This window comes from Exiguobacterium sp. s70 (genome assembly GCF_018618315.1).
Taxonomy (GTDB): domain Bacteria; phylum Bacillota; class Bacilli; order Exiguobacteriales; family Exiguobacteriaceae; genus Exiguobacterium; species Exiguobacterium chiriqhucha.
Map to the genome: position 1 here is coordinate 654,312 of NZ_JACSLV010000002.1, position 15,119 is coordinate 669,430.

Here is a 15,119-nt window from a genome sequence, read left to right on the forward strand (position 1 = left end):
GTGCAGTACATGATTCCCGTGCAATTGGTGACCGGTTTTTTAGGCGCCGGAAAAACGACCTATATGAATCGCTTGCTAGAAGCGACGGACGAGCGGCTGCTCGTCATCGTCAACGAGCTCGGGTCGGTGAATATCGACGAACAGTTGATTGTCAAGATGGACCAAGAGCAGATCGAGTTGTCGAACGGTTGCATCTGTTGCTCGATTCAAAGCGATTTAAGCAAGACGTTCTATCAGCTCGCATCAAAGGATACGTTCGACCGCATCGTCATCGAGACGACCGGTGTGGCCGACCCGGCACCGATCATTCAGACGATTTATTATGACGACTACTTGCGCACGCGCTTCAAGTTGACGGCGATTTTGACGGTCGTCGATGCCAGTCAACTGGACCGTGAGCTATTTATTGAAGGAATTCATCAAATCGCCTATGCGGACGTAATTTTGTTGAATAAAGTCGACCTCGTCGATGCGGATGCGCTCGAACAGGCGCATGAGCGGATTAATGCGCTGAATCCGACCGTTCGAGTCATCGAGACGGTTCAGACGGTCGGCGACTATGACTTGACGGAGAATACGTTCCAGCTCTCACGAATCGACGAACAGCTCCTCGGGCAACTGACGGCCGGGCACTCCTCGGTCTCATCACTTCGGGCCATCACGCTCACGACGGACGTGCCGCTCAAACGGGAACGCGTCACTCAATACGTCCGAGAAGTGCTCATGCACTATGAAGATGATGTCTATCGCTTGAAGGCGATTGTCCGTTTAGACGGAGAAACATCAAAATTCGTCGTCCAAGCGACGAATCAACTGATGGGGGCGACGTTCGCGAACGAACCGAGCGACGACTCGCGTTCCGTCTTCGTCTGGATTGGAAAGAATCTCGACCGGGACGCGCTCACGCGCGGATTACAAGCTTGTGAGGTGAATGCATGATGAAATTGATGTTGGTCGACGGGTTTAACCTCCTGTCACGTTATTATTTTGCCACAGAGCGTCGTCGGGCTCTCGACCCCGATGTGACGTTGAAGGGGTTACTTCGAAAAGTTGACGGGTGGACGAACGACTTCACGCATATCGCCTTCTTTTGGGACGGACCACGCGAAACGACGCATCGTTACGCCCTCTTTCCGGACTATAAAGCGACTCGCACCGGCTTACCGGAACCGTTGTTCCACGATTACGTCAAGTTGCGGGCAGCGTTGACCGAGCGCGGGATTTTTCAGTCTGAGCTCGCCGGGTACGAAGCCGATGACTTGATTGGGGCCGTCGCGACCGCGTTCCCGGGCGAATCGTATATGTATTCGTCAGACCGCGATTTGCATCAGTTGCTTTCCCCGAACGTGTTTCAAATCGTTCCGAAAAAAGGGGAAGAGATGATCATGAATCGGGAAGTGTTCGTTGCGACGTACGGCGTCCGACCAGAGCAGTTCGTCGATGTGAAGGCGCTCCAAGGCGACGCCTCAGATAATATTCCCGGTGTCCGCGGCATTGGACCGAAGACAGCGACCATTCTTGTCCAGTCGTATGACACGGTCGAAACACTATACGACATCGTGAGACAAGAAGCGCTCCAAGAGGCGCATCAGAAGTTTGCGAAGAAACTCGACGGGCAAGAAGAAGTGGCGCTCTTGTCGAAACGTCTCTCGCTCATCGATATTCATGCACCGATTGAGACCGATTGGGAGGCGTATCGCTTTGGTTCACATTTATTTTGATGCGGCGACGAACCAGGAGGCGGGTGAGAACGGTCTTGGCGTCTGGATCAAGACGACCGACGGCACGGTGTCCACGTATATCGCCAAACGCGTCGGGTTGACCAGCGTTCAGGCGGAGCTCGCCGCGCTCGCGTTCGCCCTCGAACAAGCACACGAACTGACGGGCGAATCGACGTTTATGTTCTATTCAGACGCCGAGACGGTCGTACGGGCGCTTGAACAGCGCTTCCTCAAAGACCAATCGATGCGTCCGTTGTTCGTCAAGGCGCTAACGCTGTATGACGAATTGCCGAATAAGTTCATCAAATGGATTCCGCGAGCAGAGAACCGGGCTCACGACGTGGCGAAACGGGCATTGATGACAGGCTAAAAGTCGGGCGTGGGCCCGACTTTTTGTCAATTGCAGGGGAATGATTTCTTTTTTGCAAAAGTTTCGCTAAAATGAAAGCGTAGTCAAAAAAAGAGGGGGAATTTTCATGGAATATCGGATCGAACGGGACACGATGGGGGAAATCAACGTTCCGGCTTCAGCCAAATGGGGAGCCCAAACACAGCGCAGTCTAGAGAACTTTAAAATCGGGACGGAAAAAATGCCGCTTGAGGTCGTGCATGCCTTCGCGATTTTGAAAAAAGGTGCCGCACTTGCCAACGCTGAGCTCGGTGTGTTGGAGCAAGCGAAAGCCGACGTCATCGCCGAAGTCGCCGATGAGATCGTCGCTGGGCAACATGACGCCGAGTTTCCACTCGTCGTCTGGCAGACGGGTTCAGGGACACAGTCGAACATGAACGTCAACGAAGTCATCGCCCACTTGGCGAACGATAAGTTGAAGGAGCGTGGTCAGACGCTTACGATCCATCCGAATGACGACGTCAACAAGTCGCAAAGCTCGAACGACACGTATCCGACGGCGATGCACATTGCGGCCATCTTAGCAGTCGAGGACCATGTGTTGCCGTCAATCGAGGCGCTCCACGCGACGCTCGCGAAGAAAGCCGAGTCATTCATGGACATCGTGAAGATCGGTCGGACGCACTTGCAAGACGCGACGCCGGTTACGCTCGGTCAAGAGATTAGCGGTTGGGTCCGTATGCTCGAGCTGTCGAAACAGATGATTGAGCGTACGCTCGAACCGTTGACAGAGCTCGCTCTCGGCGGAACGGCAGTCGGGACGGGCATCAACGCCCATCCGCAGTTCGGCGAAGTTGTGGCCGAGAAAATCTCGCAAGAGACCGGCAAACAGTTCATCACGGCCGTCAACAAGTTCCATGCGCTCACGAGCCACGATCAGCTCGTATTCACACATGGTGCCTTGAAAGCACTCGCCATGGACGCGATGAAGATCGCCAACGACGTCCGTTGGCTCGCTTCTGGTCCGCGTGCCGGTATCGGCGAGATTTTGATTCCGGAAAACGAACCGGGCAGCTCGATTATGCCAGGAAAAGTCAACCCGACGCAGAGCGAGGCGTTGACGATGGTCGCGGCTCAAGTGCTCGGCAATGATGCGACAATCGGATTCGGGGCGAGCCAAGGAAACTTCGAGTTGAACGTGTTCAAGCCTGTCATCATGTACAACTTCCTCCAGACGTGCCGTCTGTTGACGGACAGTCTACATTCGTTCGACGTGCATTGCGCCGTCGGCATCGAACCGGATTTGGACGTCATCGCACACAACGTAGAACGGTCGCTCATGCTCGTGACGGCACTCAACCCGCATATCGGTTACGAGAACGCAGCCAAAATCGCGAAGCTCGCCCATAAAAATGGGACGTCGTTGAAGGAAGCGGCGCTCGAGACTGGACTATTGACGGAAGAGCAGTTCAATCAATGGATTCGTCCGGAAGAGATGACATCTCCTAACCTAAAAGTTGGTAAATAAGGGAAGGGCGGTCCATGACCGCTCTTTAATTATTATCTATTAGGTCGTAAGCACTAACTTTCTGTAAAACAATAGGAAAAAAATAAGTAAATAGTTGTATTTTCGTGGATGAAGTCGCATAATCATAGTCAGAAGCGAATATCGGGAGAACGAAACTGGGGGGTCGGGAATGAAGCAGCAACTCACAGATCGTATACATAAGATTTTGGCGCAAATCACGAGCGCGAGACAGATTCAAACAACAGACATCGAGTTTTTATTGGATTGGATGAAACAAGAAGTGAAACAGCGACGGTTCATGCACTTGCTTGAAATCTTCAGTCGTGTCGAATCTGACGTGCGTGAGTTGCCGGCCGTCCTGACGCAAGCAGAAGCGATGGCGTTGATTGCCCCGGTGAAACGATATATCCATACGATCCTCGGCATCGAGCAAGAAGACGAGGACCTCGTCTTGATTTTGTCGAACAACTTTGCGACGTTCAGCCGTTATAAGCCGCGGGTGGAAAAGCTCGGGGCGCGTCCTGTCTTTTTACAGACGTTAGAAGAAGCCGTCGAATACGATTATGAAGATGTGCCGAAGGCGATCATCATGGACGTCGAACTGTGGGCACGCTTCCCGGAGCGGGCAATCCAATCGTTCGTCAGCAAGATGAAGAAGCTGTACGTCCCGCTCATTGTGATCGGAACGAATGAACATTATCGACTCGCCGCCTACTCGTATGGGTTCGATGACTATTGGGAAGAATGGATCCCGATGGAAGAGCGGCTCGTGCGGCTCGGACATCATATCGAGAAGGCACGGCTCGTCTCGAATGCGCTGCTCGTCGACGAATTGACAGGCGCCTTCAACCGTAAATATTTGAAAGCGACGTTCAGTCGCTTCATGTCCCGTCTAGAGCGGTCCGGTGAAAGCTTCACCCTCGCGCTGCTCGACATCGACCATTTCAAGCAGTTGAACGATACGTTTGGTCATGCGTATGGGGACGAGGTGCTGCATCGCGTCGCCGAGGAGGTTCGTTTGGCGATTCGCTCGAGTGACGAGTTGATTCGTTACGGCGGGGAAGAGTTCCTCATCATCTTGAACGTATCCGAGCGCCACGTCGTCGATGCGGTGCTCGAACGGGTCCGCAGCCGAATCGAAGAGATGACGTTTACATACGAGCATCACGTGACGGTGTCCATCGGCTATACGCGCGTCTGTCAGACCGGGATGACACTCGGGGAGTGGTGCGCTTACGCCGACGAGGCGCTCTACAAGGCGAAGCGTGACGGTCGCAATCGAATCATCCGTTATTCGACGGCGGTCCGGGAAGAAAAACGGCTCGCTTACGTGACGATGAGCCCGGAGAAGTACATCATGCTCGCCGAACAGTTGCCGAAACAGCATCGACGATACGAGGTCATCTATCGTCCTTACGACCGTTACGCCTGTAACGATCATATGGAGATGTTCATTTTAGACGAATCGAGTGCGACGGAGACGAGAGGGACGCTCTCGGCCGTCAAAGAGCAGCGTGGCAAGTACAGTCATGTGTTAGCGTTGTCGAAACGGACGGCACTCGAGCTCGGTACGCTATACGACGACTTGGCCGAACAGGACCATCATGATGTCATCACTGAAAAAATCGAGCAATGGCTCGAAAAATTGCCCGACTAAAAAGGGACGTCGACTCAGTCGATGTCCCTTTTGTCATATTGACGGAAAGTGAAGCTATAGGCATGCCGCTCGTCGACCGGATGGAACTGTTCGTCCGTCACGGTGAGCCCGTCCGGCAGCGGTGGATAATACGTGTCCGCCTCGAACGTGCCGTCGACCTCAGTAACATAGAACCGGTCCGTCATCGAGAGTGTTTGCTCATAAAGCGTCGCGCCGCCGATGATGTAAAGGTCTGTCGTCTCGGTGTTGAGCGACTCGAGGTCGTGCCAGACATCGACACCTTCAGCTGAAAACGATTGGTCTGACGTGACGACGATATTGCGGCGGTTCGGTAACGGACGACCGATCGATTCGAACGTTTTACGACCCATGACGACCGTTTGGCCCGTCGTGATAGCTTTGAACTGCTTCAAGTCATCGGGCAGGCGCCACAACAAGGCGTTATCTTTCCCGATTTCTCGATTGCTTCCGATGGCGACGACGTGGACGATCATACGCTGACCGCTCCTTTGATATGAGGATGCGGGTCATAGCCGACGATTTCGAAGTCCTCGAAACGGAAGTCCTCGATCGACGTCACATCTCGCAAGATATTCAATGTCGGGAGCGGGCGTGGCTCACGTGTCAATTGAAGGTTCACTTGTTCGAGGTGGTTATGGTAAATGTGGGCGTCGCCGAGCGTATGGACAAAGTCGCCAACCTCAAGGCCGGTCACATGGGCGACCATGTGCGTGAGCAAGGCGTATGACGCGATGTTGAATGGTACGCCGAGGAACGTGTCAGCGCTACGTTGATAGAGCTGGCATGATAGTTTGCCGTCCGCGACGTAAAATTGGAACAACAGGTGGCACGGCGGGAGCGCCATGTCCTCGAGTTGCCCTGGATTCCATGCCGAGACGATGAGGCGACGCGAATCAGGGTTCGTCTTAATCTGCTCGATCACTTGCGCGAGTTGGTCGACACTCGTGCCGTCTGGTTTCGGGAACGAGCGCCACTGCGCCCCGTAGACAGGGCCGAGATTGCCGTCTTCGTCTGCCCACTCGTTCCAAATGCGGACACCGTTATCTTGAAGATACTTGACGTTCGTATCGCCGGTGATGAACCAGAGCAGTTCATGGATGATTGAGCGGGTATGTAGTTTTTTCGTCGTGACCAGGGGGAATCCGTCCTGAAGATTGAACCGCATCTGGTAACCAAACACGCTCGTCGTCCCGGTCCCTGTGCGGTCCTCTTTGACGACACCGTGCTCGAGGATATGGGTGCATAAATCATGGTATTGTTTCATAGTAGAAATACCTCCTTCGTTCATTCTTCTTTACCCTATCAAAAAATAGTAAGATTTCATATAAAATATCAGTAAATGACACAATATATAGTAGAGCTACGTCACAGATAAGTGTATTTCAATTTTTTTATACGCTGACGTTTCACAAGTTGAAGATGTGACAATAGTAGAATAAAACGTGCAAAAATCCTTTGTCGTGACAGCTCATTGTTTTGTTCAGTCTTGTGAGGAGGAACATGATGAAAGCAGTGATTTGTACCGCATATGGACCACCGGACGTGTTACAGCTTCAAGAAGTCGACAAGCCTGTACCAAAATCGGACGAGTTATTGATTCAAGTCCATACGACAGCCGTCCATTCAGGTGACCGGCGGTTGCGGTCACTCGATGTACCGGCTCTAGGCAAGCTGCCGATGCGAATCGTCGTCGGTTTCAAGGCACCGCGCCAACCGATTCTCGGTGTCGTCTTGGCAGGCGAGGTCGTCGAGACGGGCAGCCGTGTCGAGCAGTTCAAGGTCGGCGACCGCGTCTATGCACTGACCGGGATGCGGTTCGGCGGCTATGCTGAATATGCGTGTGTCAAAGCGAGTAAATGTGTCGAGCGCATGCCGAACAACGCTAGTTTTGTCGAAGCAGCCAGCTTGCCGTTCGGCGGGACGACGACTCTTCACTTTTTGCGTAAAGCGAACATCGAACAAGCGAAGACCGTATTAATTTACGGGGCGTCCGGGGCAGTCGGTTCGATGGTCGTTCAAATCGCGAAATATTACGGGGCTCACGTAACGGCAGTCTGTCGGGAGCGAAACTTCGAACTTGTCAGAAATCTCGGCGCGGACGTGATGATTGACTACACCATAGACGGCTACGACGAGAAACTGACCACATACGACGCTGTGTTCGATGCGGCTGGTAACATCGATAAGCGGATGGCCCGGAAACATGTCGCCGCACACGGGAAATTCAGTTCTGTCGCTGGGCAAGGACCTGCCAGTGAACGGAAAGAGGATTTGGCTTTCTTGAACGAGCTGTTTGAAGCCGGCCGGTTAAAGGCTGTCATCGATTCGGTTTATCCGCTCGAGGACATCGTCGCAGCGCACCGATACGTTGATGCCGGAGGAAAGGCTGGAAATGTGATCGTGACCGTGACACAAACAAATTGATTCAATCGAGAGCGAGATGCGCACTTGGTGGACAGTCCCTGTTTTCGCCACGTGGCTTATGGGGTATACTTGTGAAAGACAAATAAAGGGAGGGATTCGATGCAATTACAAGGTAAGAATGTCCTGCAAATCGTCAGCGACGACTTTGAAGATTTAGAATTATGGTATCCGGTCCATCGGTTGCGCGAGGAAGGCGCAAACGTCATCCTGGCCGGCGAGAAGGCGGATCACGCCTATATCGGCAAGTACGGCGTCCCGGCCAAATCGGACATCGCGTTCGATGACGTCGACATCTCATCGTACGACGCCATCCTCGTCCCGGGTGGCTGGTCCCCAGACTTGTTGCGCCGATTTGATTCGGTGAAAGGGTTCGTCCGTTATATGCATGACGAGAAGCGGCCGATCGGTCAAATCTGTCACGCGGGCTGGGTGTTGATTTCAGCCAAAATTCTCGATGGTGTCAACGTCACGAGCACACCGGGCATTAAAGATGATATGGAAAACGCCGGTGCGATTTGGCATGATGAGCCGGTCGTCGTCGATGGCCATATCGTCTCGAGCCGCCGTCCACCTGACCTGCCTGACTATATGCGGGAATTCATCAAAGTCATGGCCAAACACTGAAAATAGAATAAAGGGGTTAACGACAGTTGAGACTTAAATCGAATCCAGTTCTCCGTAAATCGATGGAGACAACAGCTTATAGCACCACGCCGATGACGAAAGCCGGCACGTGGTCGAAAGTGTTCACACTACTCTTGCTCGTCACGGCAGCCGCCGGGACGACGTGGATGCTCGTACCGACAATCGGAGAAGCATTGCTGTTCCCGCTCATGATTGGTTCGCTCATTCTCGGCTTAATTTTGGCGCTCGTCATCACGTTCAAACCGAGAACGGCACCCGTCGTCGCACCGTTGTACGGCATCGTCGAAGGTGTGTTCGTCGGATTGATTTCCTATTTCTTCGAAGCGATGCTTCCAGGCATCGTCGGGCGCGCCGTCTTGACGACGTTCATCGTCGCGTTCGCGATGTGGTTCGTCTACTCGACGGGTCTCGTCAAAGTGACGCAAAAGTTCCGTGCTGGAGTCACGGCCGCAATCTTTACGGTCATGTTGCTTTATCTCGTCCAAATCGGAATGAGTTTCTTCGGTTCAGGGCTCCCGTTCATGACGGGATCGTCTCCGCTCGCCATCGGCGTGCAATTTGTGATCGTCATCATCGCCTCGCTCGCGCTCGTGCTTGATTTCGACTATATTGCTCGTCAAGTCGAGAGCCGGGCTCCGAAAGAGCTCGAATGGGTCGCGGCGTTCGGATTGATTGTGACGCTCATCTGGCTCTACATTGAACTACTTGATTTGCTGTATCGCCTCGCCATGCGCGACTGATCATCGGCCTTCGGGCCGGTGATTTTTTTAAGAAAGGATGTGAAGCCGTCATCAAACCGATGAGGGCGCTTAAGTTATGAAAAAAGTGATTGTAATTGGTTCAGGAATCGTCGGCATCTCGACCGCGTATCATTTGGCCGGGAAAGCCGACGTCACCGTCATCGACCGGAAAGAAAAGGGCCGTGCGACCGACGCCGCGGCGGGCATCGTTTGCCCGTGGATTGCCCAGCGTCGGAACAAGGCATGGTACGCGCTCGCCAAAGGCGGCGCTCACTACTATGCGACCGTCGTCGATGACTTGAAACGAGAAGGCGAGACCGAGACCGGCTATAAACGAGTCGGGACGCTCGCCTTGCATGAAGACAAGAAATTGAACGAGATGCAAGAACGGACGGCGCTACGCCGAGAAGAAGCACCGGAAATCGGCGACTTGACCCGGATGACAGCGGAAGAAGCGAGAGCACTATTCCCGCCGCTCTCGGACGAATATGACGCTCTCCTCGTCGAAGGCGGGGCTCGTGTCGATGGAGAGAAATTGCGGGTGGCCCTCGAACGGGTCGCCGTGAAGCGCGGTGTGACCTTGATTGACGGTTCGGCCGTCCTCGTCGAAGCGGACGGCTATCATGTCGAATGCGATGGGGTCCGCTTTGAGGCGGATGAAATCGTGCTCGCCTGCGGAGCGTGGTTGCCCGAGTTGATGGAACCAATCGGTTACACGGCCCGTGTCGCTGGCGAGAAAGCGCAAATCGTGCACGTACAGCTTCCGGATACGGATGCGTCCGACTGGCCGGTCGTCATGCCGCCGCGGCGCCGCTATTTGCTCGGATTTGAAGAAGGACGAATCGTCATCGGCTCGACGCACGAGCGGGACAAGGCGTTCGACGCACGGCCGACGGCAATCGGGATTCATGAAGTGCTCTCGAAAGGGCTGGAATCGGCCCCGGGACTCGCTGAGGCCGAACTGATTGAGACGAGGGTCGGCTTTCGCCCGGTCACCCCGAACTCGATTCCGATTCTCGGACGCGTTCCGGGAGCTGAGCAGTTGCTCGTCGCGAACGGTCTCGGCTCGTCCGGTTTGACGGTCGGTCCGTTCATCGGGAAAGTGCTCGCCGACCTCGTTCTGACCGGGGACTGCGAGCTTGACCTGTCACTCTATCCAATCGAGGAATCGGTGTTTAGAACGAAAGACAGCTAATCATAAGAAGGGGGAGTACGAATGCGGTACGAATTTGATTTGATTGACGATGAAAATGATGAGTTTGAGCAGCTGGCGGATAATGTAGGCACGGTCATGGTGTTTGATGAGTCATGGGAAAATGTCAGCCCACAAAGCAAGGTGATGATTTCCTTAAGCCGAAATGCCATGATTGGGCTTGGCACGGAGTTGATTCGTATGGCACACCGCTTTGAAGTCGGTCGACACGTTCATGTTGAACCGATGATGGAAGAACTGGTTTGTCAACGCATGGGCGTTTTCATGACGCCTGAAAGCTCGGAACTGATTATCGCCTGTGGAGACGAATTGGACGTGGATTCGTACATCCCCCTTGAACTTCAAGAATAGCATCTCTTCTACTACGTTAACGGTATATAAAAAGTCGCCTATCCCTTCTTACACGCACATGAAGGGGGAGGCGACTTTTTTGTTATTTCCGGATGATGCCGTGAAGGAAAAATCGGAAATAATCTTGCATCGAATCGGTCATCGGTGACGTCGACAGGCTCGGGTCGGACAAAATCGCCTGCTGCACGAGTTGGACGTACCGTAAATACGAATCGGTCGACAGCTCCGGGTCGATGGCCCCGCTCGTCTTTCCATATTCAATCAATTGCCGGAATGCGGCGTAGCCCTGACCGGCCAACTGTTGCCACGATGCGTCCGCTTGAATCATCGTCGTAATCGTCTCGTCGAACAGCCCAGCCGTCTCGATTTTACGAGACAAAATCTCAATCAGCAATTGATCGAACGGGACATGGTCAGCGATTTGTGACTCAATCCATCCCATCTGTTCTTCCGTCATCTCGGTCAAGACGGCGATGATCACTTGTTCTTTCGATCCGAAATAATTATAAATCGATACCGGTGAGACCGAGGCGGCGCGGGCAAGCTCGCTCACCGTGAAACGGGACTGTTTCACGGCCATCAGTCGAACGGCAGCGTCTAAAATCGCGCGTCGCTTCGTCTCGGTCCGTTTTGTGAATCCATCCATGGGCATCCTCGCTTCTTTTGTAGTTTTGTAACCAATATACCATTTCCATTTCAAAAAATAACGTGATATACTAGTTTTGTAATCATATAAACTATATATTTCAAAACTAAGGAGTGAGGACAGTGATTCAATTGAAAGGATTGACGAAACGGTTTGATTCATCCCACGGCATCTTCGACGTGTCGTTCACCGTCGAACCTGGTACCGTCTTCGGTTTCATCGGGCCGAACGGGGCAGGGAAATCAACGACGATTCGTCACTTGATGGGATTGCTCCACGCCGATTCCGGTAGTGCCACCGTTATGGGTCACGACTGTTGGAACGAGAGCGAGACGGTGAAGGCGCTCGTCGGTTATTTACCGGGCGAAATCAATTACCCTCAGGATATGACCGGTGAGGACGTCATCCGTCTTACCCGAAAGCTTCATGCGACAAGTGCTGAGCGCGAACGGACGTTGCGTGACGTGTTCGCTTTTGACACATCGCTCAAAGTGCGTAAGATGTCGAAAGGGATGAAACAAAAGCTCGCCATCGTCACGTGTTTCATGAAAGATGTGCCCGTGTATATTCTCGATGAACCGACGAGCGGACTCGATCCGCTCATGCAGGAACGACTCGTCGATTGGGTGATCTCGGAGAAGGCGGCGGGCAAGGCAGTGTTGATGAGTTCGCACCACTTTCCCGAGATGGAGAAGACATGCGACCGGGCCGCGCTCATCCGCGACGGTCGGATGATTATCGAAGCGGAGATGACAGAGTTGAAACGGCATAGTCAGAAGACGTATCGAATCGAATTGAAGGACGAGGTGGCAGCTCAGCGCTTGAGCGAAGAAATTGGTGTGCGGGACGGAGTGGTCGTCACTGTCAACTTGTCGACGGTCGAGGAGTTGAATGACTTGATTCATCGGCTCACTCGTCATGAGGTCCAATCGTTGTCGAGCGGCACCGACGAGCTTGAGCATCTGTTCATGCAATATTACGGGGAGGCGAACTAAATGGTTCTCATTTCGGCACTGTTCAAACAAAACCGGAGCTGGATTTTTGGCTACTCGCTCGGGACGAGTCTCTACTTGTTCTTTTTGGCGGCGGTGTTCCCGTCTATCCAAGAGACGGGGCTGATTGAAGGCAAATTGGATTCGTTGCCACCTGAGCTGCTCGATGTGTTCAAAATCGATCCAAATATGGCGATGGACAACGTCATGAATTTATTGGCCGGCAATTACTATGGGCTCATCTTTTACGTGTTGGCGATTCTGTTCGCGCTCACATTCGCCTCACGGCTCATGGCCAAACCAGTCGACTCAGGCGAGGTCATGCTCTATTTGGCCGCACCGATTTCGCGCAGCGGTTACGTGACGGCCAGTCTGATCGTGCTCTTGATGGCGTCAACCTTGCTCGTCGGACTGAATGGGCTTAGTCTCATGCTCGCCAACGTGTTGTTTGATTTACAGATTGACCTCGGCTTATTGTGGACACTTCAGTTGAACGCGGGTCTGATGCTGCTCGTGCTCGGAACGCTCGCTTATGTGCTCGCGAGCCTATTCGACGACAGCTCGCGGTCCTACATGGTCACGGGGGGGATATTCGCCCTCTTCTTAATGGCGAACGTGTTCTCGGGATTTAGTGACCAGCTCGACTGGTTGAATGCGCTGTCGATTTTCTCGTTGTTTGACGCCAACGCACAAATCCAAGGGGATTCCACGCTTCGTTCTTTCTTCTTGTTGGCGGGGATTCTCGTCGTCGCAATGCTCCTATCTTATGGACGCTTCACGCGAAAAGATTTGACGATTTAGTTTTTCGAAATAGAATGACGGGTATGATACAATCAGCTCGAACAGATTGGAAAGGGGAATGATTGTATGCAACTCGCAACGTTACGCAATAGTGTCAAAATTCCAATGATCGGCTTTGGGGTATGGCAAGTCGACAACGAGACGGAGGCGCCACAGGCCGTCGCCGAGGCACTCAAAGTCGGATATCGCCATATCGATACGGCAGCCGTCTATAAGAATGAAGAGGGTGTCGCCAAAGGGATTCAAACATCAGGCGTCGCTCGTGAAGATATCTTTTTGACGTCGAAGATTTGGAACGAAGACATTCGCCAGCGCCGGACGAAAGAGGCGTTTGACGAATCACTCGCTCGACTCGAGACTGACTATTTAGATCTTTGTCTGCTCCACTGGCCAGTCGACGGGTTCGTCGAGGCATGGAAAGATTTGATTGACCTCTATGAGGCTGGTAAAATCAAGGCGATCGGCGTGTCGAACTTCAAAGAGCATCATCTCGAGACGTTGAAACAGGAAGGTCTCATGACGCCGCTCATCAACCAAATCGAGCTCCATCCGCAACTCCCGCAACCGGATCTCGTCGAATATTGCCAAGACGAGGGCATCCAAGTCGAGGCATGGAGCCCGCTCATGCAAGGGAAGTTTCTCGATATCCCGGCCTTTGCCGAGATCGCTGAGAAACATGGGAAGACACCGGCCCAAGTCGTGCTTCGCTGGCATTTAGACACGGGGAACGTCGCGCTTCCGAAATCGGTCACACCGCACCGAATCCAAGAGAACTTCGATGTGTTCGACTTCGCGCTCGATGCAGACGATTTGGCAAAAATCGATGCCGTGGCAACACATGACCGTCTCGGTCCAGACCCGGACGAGATTGATTTCTAAACAATTGATGCTTTTGTCCATGAACTCAGGTGGGCAATCTCGAATGTGGTGACACTGCCGCTTCTTCGAAACGACTCCGGTTAAGGCCGGGGTCGTTTTGTTATGTGTCTAACGATTTATTTAGGAGCAAGTCGAGAAGTGTATGAGCGTTGGCACATGGGTATAGAAAACTATGCTAAAAAAGGAGGTGTCAGGTCTTCTTCGGAGGATCGTACTTATGGACTTATCAAAATGGCCTTTAATCAACTGGCTGGCATTTTTGGCGACGGTCGTCATCAACTACTTCGCGAGCGGTGAAAACGCAGCTGTGTCGGACCGCATCGACATTTATTTCAAACCGGCCGGCTATGCGTTCTCGATTTGGGGTGTGATTTATATCGCGCTCGCTGTCTGGCTCGTCTTGCAATTGAAGAAAGGGTCGGTCGCGAACCGGCAGGCGAATCGGATGAAAGCGGGCTTTCTCGTCTCGTGCATCTTGAACGGCCTTTGGTTGCTCACGTTCACGAACGAGTGGTTCATCGCCTCGCTCGTCGTCATGGTCGCTTTCTTGGCGACGCTCGCCTGGCTCTATTACATCGCCTTCCGGACGTCGACAAGTTGGCTCGATCGGTTCCCGTTCTCGATTTATATCGGTTGGGTTTCCGTCGCGACAATCGTCAACGTGTTCGTCGTCATGAATCGGGAGCGGGTCACGACCGTGCTCGGGCTCGACGAACTTGCTTGGACATCGCTCATGCTCATGGTCGGGGTCGTCCTGGCGCTCGTCTTCATGTGGTGGCATCGTGACTTCATCTATCCGCTCGTCTTCGTCTGGGCGTACATCGCCATCTTTGCACGAATCGAGGAAGCGACGCTTTACGTCGTCCTCGTCAGTGCCTTGATTTTGCTCACGCTCGGTTATGTCGGCTTAATCATTTGGAAGAAGCCGCGCTCATTTTTACACCATTCCCGCAAGACGGTCGAATAAGTGAATGTAAAGAGAAGTGATAGTCTATCAGGCTATCACTTTTTTGTGCGAATATTTAAGTTCTTTTGAACCTATATACTAATATATTTGATGGATAATTATTCTTTATAGATTATAAGTGGTTTTCATAAATAGCTTGATAAAGCTAATGAATCCGCTTTCAATTATGACTTTGACGATTTGTG

Annotated in this window: 17 protein-coding genes; 14 read left to right on the plus strand and 3 right to left on the minus strand. The window is 52.8% G+C overall.

Annotated features, from left to right (window positions below):
• Positions 1-9 precede the first annotated feature (9 nt).
• The 5 genes from KNP84_RS08050 to KNP84_RS08070 all read left to right on the plus strand — a co-directional run bounded on the left by KNP84_RS08050 (position 10) and on the right by KNP84_RS08070 (position 5,255).
• A complete protein-coding gene (locus KNP84_RS08050) occupies positions 10-939 on the plus strand; it encodes a CobW family GTP-binding protein (RefSeq protein ID WP_029595588.1) in 930 nt (309 codons plus the stop codon).
• The gene (locus tag KNP84_RS08055) at positions 936-1,721 is read left to right on the plus strand and encodes a 5'-3' exonuclease (RefSeq protein WP_035385674.1); all 786 of its coding nucleotides are present in this window, start codon (positions 936-938) and stop codon (positions 1,719-1,721) included. Before KNP84_RS08050 ends, KNP84_RS08055 begins: the two co-directional genes overlap by 4 nt.
• Positions 1,702-2,091 (plus strand): reverse transcriptase-like protein, encoded by a 390-nt coding sequence (locus KNP84_RS08060; protein ID WP_058763514.1) that lies wholly within the window; start codon positions 1,702-1,704, stop codon positions 2,089-2,091. The genes KNP84_RS08055 and KNP84_RS08060 overlap by 20 nt, the downstream gene beginning before the upstream one ends.
• Positions 2,092-2,197: 106 nt before the next feature.
• A complete protein-coding gene (fumC, locus tag KNP84_RS08065) occupies positions 2,198-3,598 on the plus strand; it encodes a class II fumarate hydratase (RefSeq protein ID WP_058763516.1) in 1,401 nt (466 codons plus the stop codon).
• Between the two features lie 169 nt (positions 3,599-3,767).
• The gene (locus tag KNP84_RS08070) at positions 3,768-5,255 is read left to right on the plus strand and encodes a GGDEF domain-containing protein (protein ID WP_215114576.1); all 1,488 of its coding nucleotides are present in this window, start codon (positions 3,768-3,770) and stop codon (positions 5,253-5,255) included.
• Positions 5,256-5,269: 14 nt separating this feature from the next.
• Here the strand turns inward: KNP84_RS08070 and KNP84_RS08075 are convergent, their stop codons facing one another.
• Both KNP84_RS08075 and KNP84_RS08080 read right to left on the minus strand, forming a co-directional pair.
• Positions 5,270-5,749 (minus strand): dihydrofolate reductase, encoded by a 480-nt coding sequence (locus tag KNP84_RS08075; RefSeq protein WP_215114577.1) that lies wholly within the window; start codon positions 5,747-5,749, stop codon positions 5,270-5,272.
• Positions 5,746-6,540 (minus strand): thymidylate synthase, encoded by a 795-nt coding sequence (locus KNP84_RS08080; protein ID WP_029595584.1) that lies wholly within the window; start codon positions 6,538-6,540, stop codon positions 5,746-5,748. Before KNP84_RS08080 ends, KNP84_RS08075 begins: the two co-directional genes overlap by 4 nt.
• Positions 6,541-6,779: 239 nt before the next feature.
• Here KNP84_RS08080 and KNP84_RS08085 point away from each other — a divergent pair, with 239 nt between their 5' ends.
• The 5 genes from KNP84_RS08085 (at position 6,780) to KNP84_RS08105 (ending at position 10,649) form a co-directional block, all read left to right on the plus strand.
• Complete coding sequence (locus KNP84_RS08085) at positions 6,780-7,700, plus strand: NAD(P)-dependent alcohol dehydrogenase (protein WP_215114578.1); 921 nt, start codon at positions 6,780-6,782, stop codon at positions 7,698-7,700.
• 99 nt (positions 7,701-7,799) lie between these two features.
• On the plus strand, positions 7,800-8,324 hold the full coding sequence (locus tag KNP84_RS08090) for a type 1 glutamine amidotransferase domain-containing protein (RefSeq protein WP_021067315.1): 525 nt from the start codon (positions 7,800-7,802) through the stop codon (positions 8,322-8,324).
• 26 nt (positions 8,325-8,350) lie between these two features.
• Positions 8,351-9,085: a Bax inhibitor-1/YccA family protein gene (locus tag KNP84_RS08095; protein ID WP_029595582.1), complete on the plus strand. Its 735-nt coding sequence runs from the start codon at positions 8,351-8,353 to the stop codon at positions 9,083-9,085.
• A 76-nt stretch (positions 9,086-9,161) separates the two neighbouring features.
• The gene (locus KNP84_RS08100) at positions 9,162-10,280 is read left to right on the plus strand and encodes an NAD(P)/FAD-dependent oxidoreductase (RefSeq protein ID WP_215114579.1); all 1,119 of its coding nucleotides are present in this window, start codon (positions 9,162-9,164) and stop codon (positions 10,278-10,280) included.
• A gap of 21 nt (positions 10,281-10,301) precedes the next feature.
• Entirely contained in the window at positions 10,302-10,649 is a 348-nt protein-coding gene (locus KNP84_RS08105; RefSeq protein ID WP_215114580.1) for a hypothetical protein, read from the plus strand.
• A gap of 82 nt (positions 10,650-10,731) precedes the next feature.
• On the opposite strand, the gene KNP84_RS08110 is transcribed toward KNP84_RS08105, so the two are convergent.
• A complete protein-coding gene (locus KNP84_RS08110) occupies positions 10,732-11,295 on the minus strand; it encodes a TetR/AcrR family transcriptional regulator (protein ID WP_215114581.1) in 564 nt (187 codons plus the stop codon).
• Positions 11,296-11,417: 122 nt separating this feature from the next.
• Between KNP84_RS08110 and KNP84_RS08115 the strand changes: the two genes are divergently transcribed.
• The 4 genes from KNP84_RS08115 (at position 11,418) to KNP84_RS08130 (ending at position 14,934) form a co-directional block, all read left to right on the plus strand.
• Positions 11,418-12,290: an ABC transporter ATP-binding protein gene (locus KNP84_RS08115; protein ID WP_214829937.1), complete on the plus strand. Its 873-nt coding sequence runs from the start codon at positions 11,418-11,420 to the stop codon at positions 12,288-12,290.
• The gene (locus KNP84_RS08120; protein ID WP_214799710.1) at positions 12,291-13,088 is read left to right on the plus strand and encodes an ABC transporter permease subunit; all 798 of its coding nucleotides are present in this window, start codon (positions 12,291-12,293) and stop codon (positions 13,086-13,088) included.
• 66 nt (positions 13,089-13,154) lie between these two features.
• Complete coding sequence (locus KNP84_RS08125) at positions 13,155-13,967, plus strand: aldo/keto reductase (protein WP_215114582.1); 813 nt, start codon at positions 13,155-13,157, stop codon at positions 13,965-13,967.
• 217 nt (positions 13,968-14,184) lie between these two features.
• On the plus strand, positions 14,185-14,934 hold the full coding sequence (locus KNP84_RS08130) for a TspO/MBR family protein (protein WP_215114583.1): 750 nt from the start codon (positions 14,185-14,187) through the stop codon (positions 14,932-14,934).
• Positions 14,935-15,119: the final 185 nt, after the last annotated feature.

Coding starts and splice junctions, on each gene's coding strand:
- KNP84_RS08090 (WP_021067315.1), top strand. CDS start 7,800: ATGCAATTACAAGGTAAGAATGTCCTGCAAATCGTCAGCGACGACTTT.
- KNP84_RS08085 (WP_215114578.1), top strand. CDS start 6,780: ATGAAAGCAGTGATTTGTACCGCATATGGACCACCGGACGTGTTACAG.
- KNP84_RS08125 (WP_215114582.1), top strand. CDS start 13,155: ATGCAACTCGCAACGTTACGCAATAGTGTCAAAATTCCAATGATCGGC.
- KNP84_RS08130 (WP_215114583.1), top strand. CDS start 14,185: ATGGACTTATCAAAATGGCCTTTAATCAACTGGCTGGCATTTTTGGCG.
- KNP84_RS08110 (WP_215114581.1), bottom strand. CDS start 11,295: ATGGATGGATTCACAAAACGGACCGAGACGAAGCGACGCGCGATTTTA.
- KNP84_RS08100 (WP_215114579.1), top strand. CDS start 9,162: ATGAAAAAAGTGATTGTAATTGGTTCAGGAATCGTCGGCATCTCGACC.
- KNP84_RS08080 (WP_029595584.1), bottom strand. CDS start 6,540: ATGAAACAATACCATGATTTATGCACCCATATCCTCGAGCACGGTGTC.
- KNP84_RS08120 (WP_214799710.1), top strand. CDS start 12,291: ATGGTTCTCATTTCGGCACTGTTCAAACAAAACCGGAGCTGGATTTTT.
- KNP84_RS08055 (WP_035385674.1), top strand. CDS start 936: ATGATGAAATTGATGTTGGTCGACGGGTTTAACCTCCTGTCACGTTAT.
- fumC (WP_058763516.1), top strand. CDS start 2,198: ATGGAATATCGGATCGAACGGGACACGATGGGGGAAATCAACGTTCCG.
- KNP84_RS08070 (WP_215114576.1), top strand. CDS start 3,768: ATGAAGCAGCAACTCACAGATCGTATACATAAGATTTTGGCGCAAATC.
- KNP84_RS08075 (WP_215114577.1), bottom strand. CDS start 5,749: ATGATCGTCCACGTCGTCGCCATCGGAAGCAATCGAGAAATCGGGAAA.
- KNP84_RS08050 (WP_029595588.1), top strand. CDS start 10: ATGATTCCCGTGCAATTGGTGACCGGTTTTTTAGGCGCCGGAAAAACG.
- KNP84_RS08105 (WP_215114580.1), top strand. CDS start 10,302: ATGCGGTACGAATTTGATTTGATTGACGATGAAAATGATGAGTTTGAG.